The following is a 14,890-nucleotide window of genomic DNA, read 5'->3' as shown; positions in this document are numbered from 1 at the left end:
GTATGGCAACTTTAGCGGTGGATGCGGTATCTGTTGGCTATAATGAAGGTTTAATTATTGACGGGTTAACAGTTGAAATTCCGGAAGGGAAAATTACAACAATTATTGGACCAAATGGTTGTGGGAAGTCCACATTATTAAAAACGGCGTCTCGTATTTTGAAGGCAAAGCAAGGTACTGTTTATCTCGACGGAAAAGCAATTGAGAAACAGCCAACGAAAGAAATTGCAAAGAAAATGGCGATTTTACCACAAACTGCAGAAGTGCCAACGGGTCTTACTGTATTTGAGCTTGTGTCATATGGAAGATTCCCTCATCAAAAAGGGTTTGGCACGTTGAAAGAAGAGGATTATCGCTACATTAACTGGGCACTTGAAGTGACAGGAATGAAAGAATTTGCGAATCGTCCAGCAGAAGCGCTATCAGGTGGTCAACGTCAACGTGTTTGGATCGCAATGGCTCTTGCACAAGGAACAGAATTACTTGTATTGGATGAACCAACAACGTACTTAGATATGGCTCATCAATTAGAAGTATTAAACTTATTGAAAAAGTTAAATGAAGAAGAAGGTAGAACGATTGTTATGGTTATCCATGACTTAAACCATGCTTCTCGTTTCTCTGATCATATGATTGCATTAAAAGCAGGTAAGTTAATGAAACAAGGAACGCCAGATGAAGTTATGACAAGTGAAACACTTCGTAACGTATTTGAGATTGAAGCTCAAATCGTTCCATGTCCAGTAAACTGTAAGCCAATTTGTTTAACATATGATTTAGCGATGATTAGTAATCAATTGCGTAAAAAAGCATAAGTAGAACCCCCTCGTAAAGAGGGGGGCTTCTAATGGACGTTGAGCTTCTTATATAAGAATGGGAAGTTGAACGCCCGTTAGAATGGGTTGTTAACAACAATTAATAAATATATATTGATTAATTGTTATCCTTGTTTCTTATAGTTCATTGTAACTTATAAGATAAATACAGCTAGAAGGAGTGGGAACATGAAGAATTTTAAAATGGCACTATTAGCAATGGTACTAGTTGTGACTTCTGTACTATTTGCAGCTTGTTCTAACAAAGAAGAAGAAAAGAAAGCAGATGCAAAGACTGAAGAGCGCACTGTAAAACATGCAAAAGGGGAAATTAAAATTCCTGCAAACCCAAAGAAAATTGCTGACCTTAGTGGTTCAACAGAAGAATTATTAATTTTCGGTATGAAACCGGTTATTACTGCTAATACATCTCAAGAAAAAATTGATGCACATATTGAAAAGAAACTAAAAGACGTTAAACCAGTTGGTTCTGCTTGGGGCGATAAAATTAACATTGAAGCAGTAGCTGCTGCAAAACCAGATTTAATTCTTGTAAATAATCGTCAAGAAAAGATTTATGATCAATTATCTAAAATTGCACCAACAGTTATGTTAAACACTCCATTAGATCAATGGCGTCCAAAATTCGAAGAAGTAGGTCAAATCTTCGGTAAAGAAAAAGAAACAAAAGAATGGTTCAAAAAGTATGATGAAAAAGCAAGCAAATTACATGACAAAATCGTCGCTAAAACTGGTGAAGCAACATTTATGAAAATGGCTGCATATCCAAATGCTTTCCGCGTATATGGTGATTACGGTTACGGTAGCGTAATCTTTAATGATTTAAAACTACCAGCAGTTAAAGGTACACCAACTGATAAACCGTTAATACAAGTACAAAAAGAAGCTTTAATCGATTACAACCCAGATTACTTATTCGTATTTACAACTGGTGACGGTTCTCAGCGCTTAAAAGAATTCCAAGAAGAATCAATTTGGAAAAACATGAACGCTGTTAAAAATAACCACGTATTTACAATTAAAAATGAAGACTTAAACAAAGGTTACTTCCCACTAGGGAAAGATATGATCTTAGACGAAGTTGCTGAATTCGTTTTAGGTAAATAATGTATAAAGGAAATCACTTTTACTTCGGTAAAGGTGATTTTTTCTTTTTATAAAGGGAATTAATACAGTCTTTCATTTCTTTCTGTTTCTCATTTCGTTTATAATATAAAGTAAGAATGTAGTAAAGAAAGGGGGATGTCGGAAAGTGGTATATTTAAACGACAAACTCAGCGAAACAAAAGTGTTTAAAGACCCAGTACATAAATATGTGCACGTGCGTGATCGTGTTATTTGGGATTTAATCGGAACGAAAGAATTTCAACGCTTGCGCCGTATTAAGCAGCTTGGAACGACATTTTTTACATTTCACGGTGCAGAGCATAGTCGCTTTACTCATTCGTTAGGTGTATACGAAATTATTCGTCGTATGATTGATGATGTGTTTGATGGCAGACCAAATTGGAATGCTGAAGATAGATTGTTATGTTTATGTGCGGCATTACTTCATGATGTCGGTCACGGCCCATTTTCTCACTCGTTTGAAAAAGTATTTTCATTAGATCATGAGAAATTTACGCAAAAGATTATCGTAGGCGATACGGAGATTAATGATGTATTAAGTCGTGTTGATAAGGAGTTTCCACAAAAGGTAGCAGATGTAATTGCAAAAACATCTACTAATAAATTAGCGATTAGTATGATTTCGAGCCAAATTGATGCGGATCGTATGGATTATTTATTAAGAGATGCTTATTTTACAGGCGTAAAGTACGGAAACTTCGATATGGAACGTATACTGCGTGTAATGCGTCCGTATGGGAATCAAGTAGTCATTAAAAATAGTGGTATGCATGCTGTTGAGCATTACATTATGAGTCGTTATCAAATGTATTGGCAAGTATATTTCCACCCGGTAACGCGAAGTGCAGAAGTTATTTTAACGAAGATTTTACACCGTGCGAAATCACTGCACGAGAAGTATTATACATTTAAAAATCATCCTGTTCATTTCTATTCTTTATTTGAAGAAGAAGTAACAGTAGAGGATTATTTAAAGTTAGACGAGAACGTTATGTATTACTACTTCCAAGTATGGCAGGAAGAAGAAGATTCAATTTTAAGCGATTTATGCCGCCGTTTTATGAATCGAAATCTATTTAAATATGTAGAGTTTACAGATAAACACGGTTTAGATAATTGGATGGAATTAAGTAGTTTATTTAAAAAGATTGGACTTGATCCGGAGTATTATTTAGTAGTTGATTCAACATCAGACTTACCGTATGACTTTTATCGTGCAGGAGAAGAAGAAGAGCGTCTACCAATCCTACTTCTTATGCCAAACGGAGAGCTTAGAGAGCTTTCACGTGAGTCGGATATTGTTGAGGCGATTACAGGTAAGAAAAGAACGGATCAAAAGCTATTCTATCCACATGATTTAATCTATGAAGATGGAAGAAAAGGAAAATATAAAGAGAGAATTATTGAGTTGTTAGAAGGAAAGAAATAAGAAGCAGCTAATGGCTGCTTCTTATGAAAAAACTTGAAATTATTTGTCACTTAAGCGTTTTCCGCCAACTGCATAATGGTTTTTAGACATTTCTTCGATGAAAACAACGATGTTTTCTTCAGGAGCACCAGTTGTTTCGCTTACTGCTGCTGTTACTTTCTCAGCAAGAGCTTTCTTTTGTTCTTCTGTGCGTCCTTCTAGCATTTTCACTGTTACGTATGGCATGTACAATCGCTCCTTTTATGTAAGTTACACTCTTATTATAGCGGATTATGGGGAAGAACAATCGAAAAAACAAATAATTTCTTTTTTTGACATATGGAAGAGGAGATGAAGCATGGATCAGTTATTTAGATACCCGTTGCACCAAATTCCTTTGGTAGCAATGGCCATTATTATCGCATTATCAGTTCATGAATTTGCACATGCATATGTAGCATATAAATTTGGAGACGATACAGCAAAGAGACAAGGCCGTTTAACGTTATCACCGATGGCACACTTAGATCCTATAGGTTTGATTGCAGTATTAATTCTTGGATTCGGTTGGGCAAGACCGGTTCCTGTTAACCCATATAACTTTAAAAGACCGCGTCTTGCAGGTATATTAGTTTCAATTGCAGGGCCGATTAGTAACTTAATTTTAAGCGCAATTGGTTTAATTATTTGGTATAGCTTAGTAAAATTTGGTGTATTATACTCAATTCCATCTGCAGTAGCAGATACGTTAGCTCAATTTTTCCAGATTTTTATTATGCTGAATATCGTTTTACTTGTATTTAACTTATTACCGATCCCGCCACTTGATGGGTATCGAGTTGTGGAAGATTTAGCGCCAGCAAATATTCGCGCGAAAATGACACAGTATGAAAAATACGGGGCAATTGCGTTATTAATTCTCGTTATTACACCGCTTAGTAATTACACAATTCAACCTATTTTCCAGGTAGTTATTCCGCATGTATTTGTATTTTTAGATAGCATCATTGCGCCTATTTTTGGCCTTTTATAATTTTTAAGTGAGGAGGATTTTACATATGACAGAGAAAAAGAAAAAAATCGGTTTTAATATCGTGAAAAATGATTCAACAGATGGACATGGTGGATTTGGTGTTGGGGCATTAAGCTTAGAAAACATTTCACCTGTATTTGTTGATGTACTAGAGAAAACTGCATTCGTTGATATTGGTGCGATGCACGCGCGTAGTACAGTAGAAAAAGGTATTAAGTTTTTAACAAATAAAGATGAAGTTCCAAACGGAAAACCATTTTGGCTTGTTTGGGTAACGATTGAAAGAACTGCGACAGGTGCGTATTATGCAGGTGTAACAGCTTGTGAAATGACAGTAGACCGTGAAATTCGCCGCGGATATAAATCACTTCCAGAGCACGTAAATAAAATGGATAAATCATTGAAGCGTCACATTATGGTTGACCATATGGATGAATCATCTAAAAAGGTACTTGGTACGTTCTTGAAAGAACATAATGAAGCGATTTGGAACGAATCTAGTGAAGAATTGCGCCGTGCATTATTAAGTGAATAAAAAATAGCTGACGGATGCCCGTCAGCTATTTTTTTTACCAAGGAAGATATTTTTTCCACCAACTTGTTTTTTTCTTTTCTTCAGTCGTTTTTTCAAATTCTTCTTTATCATCGACGTGATCCATACAATATTCAGTCGGTTCGGTACCTTTAGCGAAATACATTTTCACAGAAATAGGACAATTTTTTGTAGCAATTTTACCGTTCTCTGGATTGATATTAACCGCTACGACGTCACTTGGTTGTTTAAATTCTTTTTTTGGTTGTCCCTCTAACCCTTTCTCCATCGTATCAGTCCATATTTTCTTCGCATATCCTTGTTCTGCTACGTTTGAAATAGATTTAGGTTGATCATATCCGACCCACACACCAGTTACGATTTGCGGAGTAAATCCGATCATCCAACTATCCGTTTCAGTAGAACCAGATTTGCCGGCATATGTTCTTGATAGTTTGGATAACATCGATTGACCAGTTACAGCAGCATAACTGCTTAGTTTCTTATTAAACATACCAGTCATCATTTCTTCCATTACAAACGCTTTGCTCTTGTCGAGAACTTGTTTACTCTCTAAATGAGCATCGTATAATATATTTCCTTCGTGATCCATAATGCGGCGAATGAAAGTAGGTTTTACTTCTTTTCCACCATTTGCGAACATGCTATAAGCGTTAACCATTTCAATTGGTTTTACTGGTGATGTACCAAGAGCTAGAGAAGGCACATCTTTTAATGCACTTTTAATTCCAAATTGTTTCGCTGTTTTTGCAAGCGCGTCATCGCCTAAAAACAAATTCGTTTTCACAGCATAAATGTTATCAGAGACTGCGAGAGCTTGTGCCATCGTTACGAAATCATCTGCATAATAATCTTTATAGTTCTTCGGTTTATACTTTGAAACGCCGTCACCTAAGGTGAATACAGTATATTCGCTTTTTAAGCGCGTAGCAGGCGTGAATCCTCGTTCTAATGCCGCATAATATAGAAATGGCTTAAATGTAGAACCAGGCTGACGAATGGCTTGTGTAGCCCTGTTAAATTGACTCGTAGTATAATCAGTTCCACCAACAAGAGCAGCCACTTCACCTGTCTTTGGATTCATAGAGACGAGAGCAGTTTGTATGTTTGTTGTGTCAGGTATGTGATCTTTTACAGCTTGTTCTGCTACAGCTTGTAGTTTAGGGTCTAGCGTTGTATAAATTCGCAAGCCACCCCGTTGTAAAGCTTGTTCGTCTAATCCAACATCACGAAGGAGCGAAGCTTGTACAGCATCTTGGAAATATGGTGCGACCTCTGCTACTTTTTTCGTATCTAATGAGGCAAAAGTTAGTGGCTCTTTCTTCGCTAAGGCTGCTTGTTGCTTCGTAATATATCCTTGTTCTACCATTTCATCTAATATGAGAGCTTGTCGTCCTTTCGCACGATCCTCTTTCAAAAAGGGAGAATAGACACTTGGCCCTTTCGGGATACCTGCGAGCATACTAGCTTCTGCTAATGTTAACTCTTTTGCCGTTTTATCGAAATATAGACGGGATGCAGCTTCGATGCCATAAGCGCCATGTCCGTAATAAATTGTATTTAAATATCCTTCTAAAATATGATTTTTATTATAATTCACCTCAAGGCGAATTGTGTACATTGCTTCTAATAGTTTACGTTTCCACGTTTTATCATGATCTAAGTAAAGGTTACGAGCATACTGTTGTGTAATCGTACTAGCACCTTGGACTTTTGCCATCGCTTTTAAATCGGCAACAATGGCACCAGCAATACGTTTCATATCAAAGCCATGATGTTTGTAGAATCGTTGATCTTCAATAGATAGTGTCGCCTCTTTTACATAAGGTGAAATTTCATTAAGAGATACATTGTAACGTTTTTGCATTTCATTACTTTGTCCTATAACAGTGTCATCATTTGCGTAAAAGACGCTTGTTTGCGGGACCGCAACAGGAGGAGGTCCCATAATTTTTGCAACTATAATAATAACAAAAAAAGAAAAAACGAAGAAAAGGACGCAAGAAAACATTGCGGTGAAGAAAAGACGTTTATATTTTTTAAGTTTTGGATTCATAGTTTGATCCATCTTTTTTCAGCCCCTCATTAATACAAGCGTTATTGTATTAGTATTGAGGGTTTTCATTTATTTTAAACAATGAAATTTCGAAAATAAAAAAGCCCCTTCCATTAAAAAAGGAGCTCAAAGGCACGTGCTGGCCAATCGGTAATGATGACATCTACACCATAATCAATCATAGTTTGTAAATCTTTGTATTCATTAATTGTATATGGACGGAAAACATACCCTTGCTCTTGTGCTGACTGCACAAATTCTTTCGTTAATAACTGGAAGTTTGGATGTAATCCATTTGCTTCTCTATGTTTTGCTTCGGCAATTGGATCAGAAAGTGGTGTATCATATAAAATTGCTCTTGGGATTTCAGGAGCAATTTCTGCTAATAATGAAACAGAGTCATGGTTAAATGATGAAAATACAATTTGATTAGAAAGATGATATTCACGCACAAGTGCAACAGCTTTTTCCTCAATATTTGGGTAATGAATAACATCTGTCTTTAATTCAATATTTAGTTGTAAGTTCGTTGTGGAAAGCCAAATGAAAACCTCACGCAACGTTGGGATTTTTGCTTCATGGAAAGAAGGGTCTTTATAGCTACCAGTGTCCAATGATTGTAGTTCCTCTACCGTTTTTTCCGAAACAAGTCCAACGCCATTTGTTGTACGATTGACGGTTTCATCGTGAATTACGACAAGTTCACCATCTTTTGATAAGTGGACATCGAGTTCAATTCCGTGAGCGCCAATGCGTTCTGCTTCTTGGAAGGCAATCATCGTATTTTCGGGATGTGTTCCTTTTACTCCGCGGTGAGCGAAAATAAGTGGTTTACTCATGTGAAATTCTCCTTATTATCTCTTTTCTTTCATTATGAAACTGCTTTAGGGAAAATACAATTGAATATGACAAACATTTACAAAAGTCTAACAGTTGCACAAAAGTTAACGTTAACGTAAAATGTAATAATCAAGTGAAGGGAGGAATAAACATGTATAAAATTGATGAAGTAACAAAGCAAGTTGGTTTGACAAAACGTACACTTCGTTATTATGAGGAAATTGGTTTAATTCATCCCCCTGAACGTAGTGAGGGGAACATTCGCCTGTATACAGACGGGGATATCGCCAGAATTAAAAAAATTGTGGAAGCGAAAGAAGTGTTAGGAATTACGCTTCAAGAGATGCAGCATTTTTTATCGTTAAAAGAAAGAATGGAGCAAAGAAGAAATAGCGAAAACCCTCGTGATCGTGAAGTGATTCAAGAAATTAAAGATATGCTTGAAAAACAAGTGGAAACGCTAGACGAAAAAATGGAGCAAATGCAACGTGTAAAGGCAGAACTAGAAGATAGTTTACATCGTGCAGTAACATTTTTAGAGAACACAAAAGGAGAGTAATCAAAATGGAGAGCAAACAAAAACTAGGGAGATTGATTACAGTGGTGGCTACCTTCCTTGCCTTTTCGGGTATAGGGGTAGTTGACCCAATTTTGCCAATTATTGCTGAGAAAATCGGTGCAACGCATTGGCAAGTTGAAATGTTATTTACCGCTTATATTTTAACGATGGCAATCATGATGTTACCAGCTGGTATATTTGCATCGAGATTTGGTGATAAACGAATGATGACAATCGGTCTTGCGATTGTGACTGTATTTGCGTTTATATGCGGTATATCGCAAACGATTGCTCAATTATCTCTTTTCCGCGCTGGATGGGGATTAGGAAATGCGATGTTTTTTGCTACAGCAATGACGCTATTAATAGCATTAAGTAAAGAAGTTCATGAAGCAGTAGGATTATACGAAGCAGCTATCGGTTTAGGCATGGCTGGCGGACCATTATTAGGCGGGATATTAGGTGGTCATTCTTGGCGTTATCCGTTTTTCGCGACAAGTATTTTAATTTTCTTAGCATTTATTTTAGTATTCTTTTTTGTAAAAGAACCGGAGCGAAAAGTGAAGCGTAAGGCTGCTGGGGTAGGAGAATTACTTAACCTGGTGAAGTATAAACCGTTTATGCAAGGTGCGATTTCAGGAATGTTATACTACTACGGATTTTTCGTTGTGTTAGCATATTCACCACTTATTATGCATTTATCAGCTATTCAATTAGGCTTTGTATTTTGCGGATGGGGGCTCGCGTTAGCTTACGGTTCTGCAATTTTAGCACATAAGCTAGAAGGGAAATATGAACCAAAAACATTATTAAAGGGTAGTTTACTCGTATTTGCGATTTTCTTAATTGCACTATTCTTTGTGAAAATTATGTGGTTACAAATTACTCTTATCGTTTTATCAGGATTGGCATCTGGCTTAAACAATGCATTATATACAAGTTATGTAATGGATATTTCACCTTATGAAAGATCTGTTACGTCAGGTGTTTATAACTTTGTTCGTTGGTTAGGTGGTGCGATTGCTCCAATTTTATCAGGAATTATCGGTCATACTGTTTCACCACAAAGTCCGTTTTTAGTAGGTGGAATTGTTGTGTTAGTAGGTTGTATTATGATCCTAATTCCAATTCGTAAACCAGTAGAAATAGAGACAAAAGCCCTTTCTTAAGAAAGGGTTTTCTTTCCTTTTACGGTGCAAACCCTTTCCGCACATATGTTAGAACCCTCTGACTAAAATATATTTTCGGTATTTTTGTACTTTTAACTATACATTTTGGATGTTTTGTTTTATTTTTGTTAGGGGACATTAATGATGTCCCTATTATAAATTTGCATTGAAAGGCGTGATTGTACGATGGAACTATGGTTCACTGAAAAACAAACAAAACATTTTGGGATTACGGCGCGTATTAACCGCACATTACATACGGAGCAAACAGAATTCCAAAAACTTGATATGGTCGAAACGGAAGAGTTCGGAAACATGCTTATTTTAGATGGCATGGTTATGACAACAGAAAAAGATGAGTTCGTTTATCACGAAATGGTAGCACACGTACCTTTATTTACACATCCAAACCCTGAAAACGTATTAGTTGTTGGTGGCGGTGATGGTGGTGTTATTCGTGAAGTGTTAAAACACCCAAGTGTAAAGAAAGCAACTCTTGTTGAAATCGATGGAAAAGTAATTGAGTACTCTAAACAATACTTACCATCAATTGCAGGCGCATTAGATAATGAGCGTGTAGAAGTAAAAGTAGGAGACGGTTTCCTACATATCGCAGAAAGCGAAAATGAATACGATGTAATTATGGTAGATTCTACTGAGCCAGTAGGACCAGCAGTAAACCTATTTACAAAAGGCTTCTACGCTGGAATTTCAAAAGCGTTAAAAGAAGATGGTATTTTCGTTGCACAAACGGACAACCCTTGGTTTACACCAGAACTAATTACAACTGTGTTTAAAGACGTAAAAGAGATCTTCCCAATTACTCGTTTATACACAGCAAACATTCCAACTTACCCAAGTGGTCTTTGGACGTTCACAATTGGATCTAAAAAACATGATCCATTAGAAGTAAGTGAAGAGCGTTTCCACGAAATCGAAACGAAATACTACACAAAAGAATTACACAATGCAGCATTCGCATTACCGAAATTTGTTGGCGATTTAATTAAGTAAGAGAATTGTATCAAACAAATAAAGTGTAAGTAGCTCATTTAAGGTGTTTGTCCAGAAGACTTGAACATGCTAGATACTTACACTCCTGTAAAGAAAATCGTCTTCTTGTTATGAAACAGAAGACCCGGTAAATCGAGAAAGAGGAGCAATTCGCTCCAAATTTGAGAAATAGTGAAAGGTTGGGATACCTTAAGTTCCACATAAGGAGGAAAAGAATATGCGTTTTGATGAAGCTTATTCAGGTAAAGTATTTATTAAAAGTCATCCAAGTTTTGAAGAGTCAAAGGTAGTTATTTATGGGATGCCTATGGATTGGACAGTAAGTTACCGTCCGGGATCTCGTTTTGGCCCTGCACGTATTCGTGAAGTATCAATCGGTCTTGAAGAATATAGCCCGTATTTAGATCGTGAACTAGAAGAGGTAAAATATTTTGATGCGGGTGATATCCCATTACCATTCGGAAACGCACAACGCAGCTTAGACATGATTGAAGAGTATGTATCAAAACTTTTAGATGCCGATAAGTTTCCACTAGGTCTCGGCGGTGAGCACCTAGTGTCTTGGCCAATTTTTAAGGCAATGGCAAAAAAATATCCGGATTTAGCAATCATCCACATGGATGCTCATACTGATTTACGTGAATCGTATGAAGGGGAGCCTTTATCCCACTCTACACCAATTCGTAAAGTGTGTGATTTAATTGGTCCGGAAAACGTATATTCTTTCGGAATTCGTTCTGGAATGAAGGAAGAATTTGAATGGGCGAAAGAAGTAGGTATGAACTTATACAAATTTGACGTATTAGAACCGTTAAAGGAAGTATTACCGAAACTTGCTGGCCGCCCAGTCTATGTCACAATCGACATTGATGTATTAGACCCAGCTCACGCTCCAGGAACAGGAACGTTAGAAGCTGGCGGTATCACATCTAAAGAATTATTAGATTCCATCGTAGCAATTGCAAATTCAAATATAAATGTAGTTGGAGCAGACTTAGTAGAAGTAGCTCCAGTCTACGACCATAGTGATCAAACACCAGTCGCAGCAAGCAAATTCGTGCGGGAAATGCTGCTCGGTTGGGTGAAATAAAAGCGGAAGCGGCTCGCTCAGAATGTGAGGGGGATGGAGTTTCAGACGTAGAGGCGCTTTTTGCCTCGAAGGAAGAAGCGAAGCCACCGATCATTCTAGCCACTGCAGGTTCTTAGACGCAAGGGTCTAGGAGGCGTAACTGGATAGTAATAAAAGCGGAGGCAGCTCGCTCAGAATCGCAGGTCATTGGAACGCTCGACCGAGAGTGTGAAATGGCTGGAGATTCTAGCCGCTGCAGCTAGATAAAGTAAGAGCCCTCTATATGATTAGAGGGCTCTTATTTTGTCGTTATGTGTCGGTAAGTCGATATATTAAAAAAATCGCCGATATAATTCGAGTTGCGCTGATATATTAAAAAAACCGCCGATATAATTCGAGTTGCGCTGATATATTAAAAAAACCGCCGATATAATTTCATTTACCGTTACGCAACACAAAAAAAGCTATTCTCAAACGATGGGAATAGCTCTTTTTCTTATGCAACCTTCTCTTCCGAAGTAACTCCGCGAATTTCATCAGCAGAGCGGATTGGATATTTACGGAACACAATAGATCCAATGTATCCGACAATAGTGGTAACGATTCCACATAGTACGGCAGCGATCGTTACTTTTATAACGTCATTAAATCCGAATAGGACAAGAAGACCTGGAATTGGTGATGCTGTTCCTGGTGCATTATTAACAAGCTGGAATAGCGATGTAATAATACCGGCAAGTGCACCGCCAACGAAATTTGTCATATAGATTGGAATTGGATTTGCTGAGACAACATCGGCTTGTGTTAAAGGTTCGATTGCTACAGCAATTGTATCTTTCTTTGAACAAATTTTTAATCGTTTAAAGAAAATAAAGTTCATCGGGGCTGAGGCCGCAACGGCAAGACTACCAATTGCCATAGGTAAACCTGTTAATCCAAGCATTGCAGTTAGTGCCATAGAACTTAGTGGAGAGGTAGAAATAACTGTTATTAATCCACCAAGCATAATACCCATAATGATAGGGCTTTCTGTAGTTGCAACTGAAATCATAGAACCGATTTTACCGAGTGTTGCGTTAACAAGCGGATCCATAAGCATTGCCATTCCGCGTGAGATTGGTGCAGCGATAAATAGGATTGCTAAAAATTCCACGCCAGCTGGTAATTTCTTTTCGAGAAATTTCACGACGAAAGCACAAACGTATCCAGCGAAAAATCCTGGTAAAATACCGAATCCACTAGTAGCGATACCAATTAAAACAGCGTATACGGGGGAAACACCGATTGCTAATGCGACTAAAATCGCTGCTGCGACACCGCTCATACTACCGGAAGCTTCTCCTACTGATTGTAAAAAGTCATTATGAAACATTTCTCCACCTATATAACGGTGAAATGCTTCAATAAGAAAACTTGCGATTGCTGCATTAGCTAAAGCACCCATCGCCTTCATTCCATAAGGCGCACGGTAACTAAAAAGTGTAAATAGACAAAGTACAACAAGTAATAGTGCTAAACCTTGCAAGATAGCCATTTGAAAACTGTCTCCTTTGATTTTTGTAATAAAAATTCGTATCATTCAATAATAATATAAAAGTGTATGAAACGGAAAAATTTTTTCTTGGGAACTTGCTGTAAGAAAAAATCCCTTACAATAATGTAAGGAAAGTGTAAGACTTTTAGATAGAGTATAGTATGCTCTTTTCCGTATAATACAAGTATAGATATAATACTAGTGAGAAAGAAGTGCAAACAGGAGGTTCATGTATGAAATTGGTAATTAAAGTTTTAGCTATATTCGCCATTATTCTAGGTGGAACAGCGTATTATTTGAACACAAAAACAGAAGGTGTACATGCTTTTGTAGACAACTTCTTTTCAAATAAAGAAATACAAGATTATTATGCGGTTATAGATAAAGGTGAGAAAAAAGACGGAGAATACTTGTATACTTTTAAAGGGTATACAGAAGACGGAAAGTTACAGATCATTAAAAGAATGATGAACCGTGAATTGCATACGGGGGCGTTTATAAAAATTTATGCAAAAGGTATGCAAGGAAAAGGATGGGCTGAAATCCCGAAAGAATCTATTCCACAAAAAGCGTTGGAAAAAATAGAAAAACCATAAAAGGAGCGACTCATTCGCTCCTTTTTAGTGGGTTAAAATAGTGATAGATGTTTTTTCCTTGTTAGAAATAATTTTTGCACATCCACCAATTGGGAAAGTGAAAATCGGGGTTGTATGCCCGAAACTTGCGTTTGCAATGATAGGAATATGTGCAAGTTCAGGTTTTGAAGCAATCATTTCTTGAATGTCTTCTATCGTACATTCTGCACCTTTTTGCATCTTTCCTATAATGATTTCCTTTATGTATTCAAAATCTTGCTGCTGCATAAGGGAATGTAAATAACGATCAAAAGTTTTAAGAGTAGATGTTCCAGTTAAACTATCTTCTTCAATAAATAAAATTTTGTGCTTTAAATTTGGCATATATGGTGTGCCTTGCAGTAAGTTAAATGTGCTCATATTGCCACCGATAATATCTCCCGTAGCTTCTCCTTCCTGAATTGAAACGTATCCTTCATTTTTAATAAATTCTCGATTTTCCTGATCTATATACCAAGAATCATCGCTCCATGTTTCAGATGGCAGGACTTCAATAGGCTCATTAGAAGTTAAGCACTTTAAAAAGTAATCGGTTGTATACCCGAGCCCTTTCTCCATTCCAAACGAAGAGAAATGGGGTCCTGAATATGTAACAAGCCCTGTTTTTGCGTAAATTGCATTATTTAAGGCAGTAATATCAGAATAACCACAGAAAAATTTCGGGTTTTCACGAATTAAATCATAATCGAGATGTTTCAATAAACCATTTGAGTTGTATCCGCCAAGTGTAGTCAAAATAGCTTTTACATTAGGGTCTCCAAATGCTTCATGGAGGTCTTGAATGCGGGAAGAAATAGAGGAGGAAGCAAATCGATCTATCTCATCAGCATATTTTGAGAATGTAACTTGAAAGCCCATGTCAGTTAATCTTTTTATAGCAAGTTTTCTATTTTCATTTGAAACAATACTTAAACTACACGATGGTGAAATCACTCGTATTTCATCACCCTTTTTTAACTTTGTTGGTATCACTATATTCACCTCTTTAATTGAAAGAATATTTAGATTTAAAAAATATTTTATCATATGAAATAAAGTAGAAGTGAATTATTTTTT

General features: G+C 36.9%; 15 protein-coding genes. 10 read left to right on the top strand and 5 right to left on the bottom strand.

Going from position 1 to position 14,890, the window contains the following annotated elements:
- Positions 1-2 precede the first annotated feature (2 nt).
- The 3 genes from DN407_RS26560 to DN407_RS26550 all read left to right on the top strand — a co-directional run bounded on the left by DN407_RS26560 (position 3) and on the right by DN407_RS26550 (position 3,393).
- Positions 3-815, top strand: coding sequence for an ABC transporter ATP-binding protein (locus DN407_RS26560; RefSeq protein WP_000212068.1), 813 nt, complete (start codon positions 3-5; stop codon positions 813-815).
- Between the two features lie 189 nt (positions 816-1,004).
- Positions 1,005-1,943 (top strand): ABC transporter substrate-binding protein, encoded by a 939-nt coding sequence (locus DN407_RS26555; protein ID WP_149216725.1) that lies wholly within the window; start codon positions 1,005-1,007, stop codon positions 1,941-1,943.
- 145 nt (positions 1,944-2,088) lie between these two features.
- Complete coding sequence (locus DN407_RS26550) at positions 2,089-3,393, top strand: HD domain-containing protein (protein WP_000262731.1); 1,305 nt, start codon at positions 2,089-2,091, stop codon at positions 3,391-3,393.
- Between the two features lie 39 nt (positions 3,394-3,432).
- On the opposite strand, the gene DN407_RS26545 is transcribed toward DN407_RS26550, so the two are convergent.
- Entirely contained in the window at positions 3,433-3,618 is a 186-nt protein-coding gene (locus DN407_RS26545) for a 2-hydroxymuconate tautomerase (RefSeq protein WP_001147171.1), read from the bottom strand.
- 112 nt (positions 3,619-3,730) lie between these two features.
- Here DN407_RS26545 and DN407_RS26540 point away from each other — a divergent pair, with 112 nt between their 5' ends.
- Complete coding sequence (locus tag DN407_RS26540; protein WP_000372455.1) at positions 3,731-4,405, top strand: site-2 protease family protein; 675 nt, start codon at positions 3,731-3,733, stop codon at positions 4,403-4,405.
- A 25-nt stretch (positions 4,406-4,430) separates the two neighbouring features.
- Positions 4,431-4,940 carry a YwhD family protein gene (locus DN407_RS26535; protein WP_000136678.1) on the top strand — a complete coding sequence of 170 codons (510 nt, stop codon included), beginning with the start codon at positions 4,431-4,433 and terminating at the stop codon, positions 4,938-4,940.
- A 34-nt stretch (positions 4,941-4,974) separates the two neighbouring features.
- On the opposite strand, the gene DN407_RS26530 is transcribed toward DN407_RS26535, so the two are convergent.
- Positions 4,975-7,026, bottom strand: coding sequence for a transglycosylase domain-containing protein (locus DN407_RS26530; RefSeq protein ID WP_000372967.1), 2,052 nt, complete (start codon positions 7,024-7,026; stop codon positions 4,975-4,977).
- Positions 7,027-7,127: 101 nt separating this feature from the next.
- On the bottom strand, positions 7,128-7,853 hold the full coding sequence (locus tag DN407_RS26525; RefSeq protein ID WP_149216724.1) for a glycerophosphodiester phosphodiesterase: 726 nt from the start codon (positions 7,851-7,853) through the stop codon (positions 7,128-7,130).
- 152 nt (positions 7,854-8,005) lie between these two features.
- Here DN407_RS26525 and DN407_RS26520 point away from each other — a divergent pair, with 152 nt between their 5' ends.
- The 4 genes from DN407_RS26520 to speB all read left to right on the top strand — a co-directional run bounded on the left by DN407_RS26520 (position 8,006) and on the right by speB (position 11,686).
- The gene (locus DN407_RS26520) at positions 8,006-8,413 is read left to right on the top strand and encodes a MerR family transcriptional regulator (RefSeq protein ID WP_000276578.1); all 408 of its coding nucleotides are present in this window, start codon (positions 8,006-8,008) and stop codon (positions 8,411-8,413) included.
- A gap of 5 nt (positions 8,414-8,418) precedes the next feature.
- Complete coding sequence (locus DN407_RS26515) at positions 8,419-9,582, top strand: MFS transporter (protein WP_000444233.1); 1,164 nt, start codon at positions 8,419-8,421, stop codon at positions 9,580-9,582.
- A gap of 186 nt (positions 9,583-9,768) precedes the next feature.
- The gene (gene speE / locus DN407_RS26510; protein ID WP_000424696.1) at positions 9,769-10,596 is read left to right on the top strand and encodes a polyamine aminopropyltransferase; all 828 of its coding nucleotides are present in this window, start codon (positions 9,769-9,771) and stop codon (positions 10,594-10,596) included.
- A gap of 217 nt (positions 10,597-10,813) precedes the next feature.
- Positions 10,814-11,686 carry an agmatinase gene (gene speB, locus DN407_RS26505; RefSeq protein WP_001209831.1) on the top strand — a complete coding sequence of 291 codons (873 nt, stop codon included), beginning with the start codon at positions 10,814-10,816 and terminating at the stop codon, positions 11,684-11,686.
- Positions 11,687-12,161: 475 nt separating this feature from the next.
- Here the strand turns inward: speB and DN407_RS26500 are convergent, their stop codons facing one another.
- Complete coding sequence (locus tag DN407_RS26500; RefSeq protein ID WP_000996328.1) at positions 12,162-13,199, bottom strand: PTS sugar transporter subunit IIC; 1,038 nt, start codon at positions 13,197-13,199, stop codon at positions 12,162-12,164.
- Positions 13,200-13,432: 233 nt separating this feature from the next.
- Here DN407_RS26500 and DN407_RS26495 point away from each other — a divergent pair, with 233 nt between their 5' ends.
- A complete protein-coding gene (locus tag DN407_RS26495; RefSeq protein ID WP_000779915.1) occupies positions 13,433-13,795 on the top strand; it encodes a YxeA family protein in 363 nt (120 codons plus the stop codon).
- Between the two features lie 24 nt (positions 13,796-13,819).
- Here the strand turns inward: DN407_RS26495 and DN407_RS26490 are convergent, their stop codons facing one another.
- A complete protein-coding gene (locus tag DN407_RS26490) occupies positions 13,820-14,806 on the bottom strand; it encodes a S66 family peptidase (RefSeq protein WP_149216723.1) in 987 nt (328 codons plus the stop codon).
- Positions 14,807-14,890: the final 84 nt, after the last annotated feature.

The sequence above is a fragment of the Bacillus sp. JAS24-2 genome (assembly GCF_008274905.1).
Classification (GTDB): Bacteria; Bacillota; Bacilli; order Bacillales; family Bacillaceae_G; genus Bacillus_A; species Bacillus_A cereus.
Note: the sequence above shows the minus strand (reverse complement) of the source record. Positions and strands in the feature narration are given on the sequence as shown.

Excerpts from the sequence above, each read along its gene's own strand:
- DN407_RS26545 (WP_001147171.1), bottom strand. The coding sequence starts at position 3,618 with ATGCCATACGTAACAGTGAAAATGCTAGAAGGACGCACAGAAGAACAA.
- speE (WP_000424696.1), top strand. The coding sequence starts at position 9,769 with ATGGAACTATGGTTCACTGAAAAACAAACAAAACATTTTGGGATTACG.
- DN407_RS26500 (WP_000996328.1), bottom strand. The coding sequence starts at position 13,199 with ATGGCTATCTTGCAAGGTTTAGCACTATTACTTGTTGTACTTTGTCTA.
- DN407_RS26520 (WP_000276578.1), top strand. The coding sequence starts at position 8,006 with ATGTATAAAATTGATGAAGTAACAAAGCAAGTTGGTTTGACAAAACGT.
- DN407_RS26535 (WP_000136678.1), top strand. The coding sequence starts at position 4,431 with ATGACAGAGAAAAAGAAAAAAATCGGTTTTAATATCGTGAAAAATGAT.
- DN407_RS26555 (WP_149216725.1), top strand. The coding sequence starts at position 1,005 with ATGAAGAATTTTAAAATGGCACTATTAGCAATGGTACTAGTTGTGACT.
- DN407_RS26560 (WP_000212068.1), top strand. The coding sequence starts at position 3 with ATGGCAACTTTAGCGGTGGATGCGGTATCTGTTGGCTATAATGAAGGT.
- DN407_RS26525 (WP_149216724.1), bottom strand. The coding sequence starts at position 7,853 with ATGAGTAAACCACTTATTTTCGCTCACCGCGGAGTAAAAGGAACACAT.
- speB (WP_001209831.1), top strand. The coding sequence starts at position 10,814 with ATGCGTTTTGATGAAGCTTATTCAGGTAAAGTATTTATTAAAAGTCAT.
- DN407_RS26515 (WP_000444233.1), top strand. The coding sequence starts at position 8,419 with ATGGAGAGCAAACAAAAACTAGGGAGATTGATTACAGTGGTGGCTACC.
- DN407_RS26530 (WP_000372967.1), bottom strand. The coding sequence starts at position 7,026 with ATGGATCAAACTATGAATCCAAAACTTAAAAAATATAAACGTCTTTTC.
- DN407_RS26540 (WP_000372455.1), top strand. The coding sequence starts at position 3,731 with ATGGATCAGTTATTTAGATACCCGTTGCACCAAATTCCTTTGGTAGCA.
- DN407_RS26495 (WP_000779915.1), top strand. The coding sequence starts at position 13,433 with ATGAAATTGGTAATTAAAGTTTTAGCTATATTCGCCATTATTCTAGGT.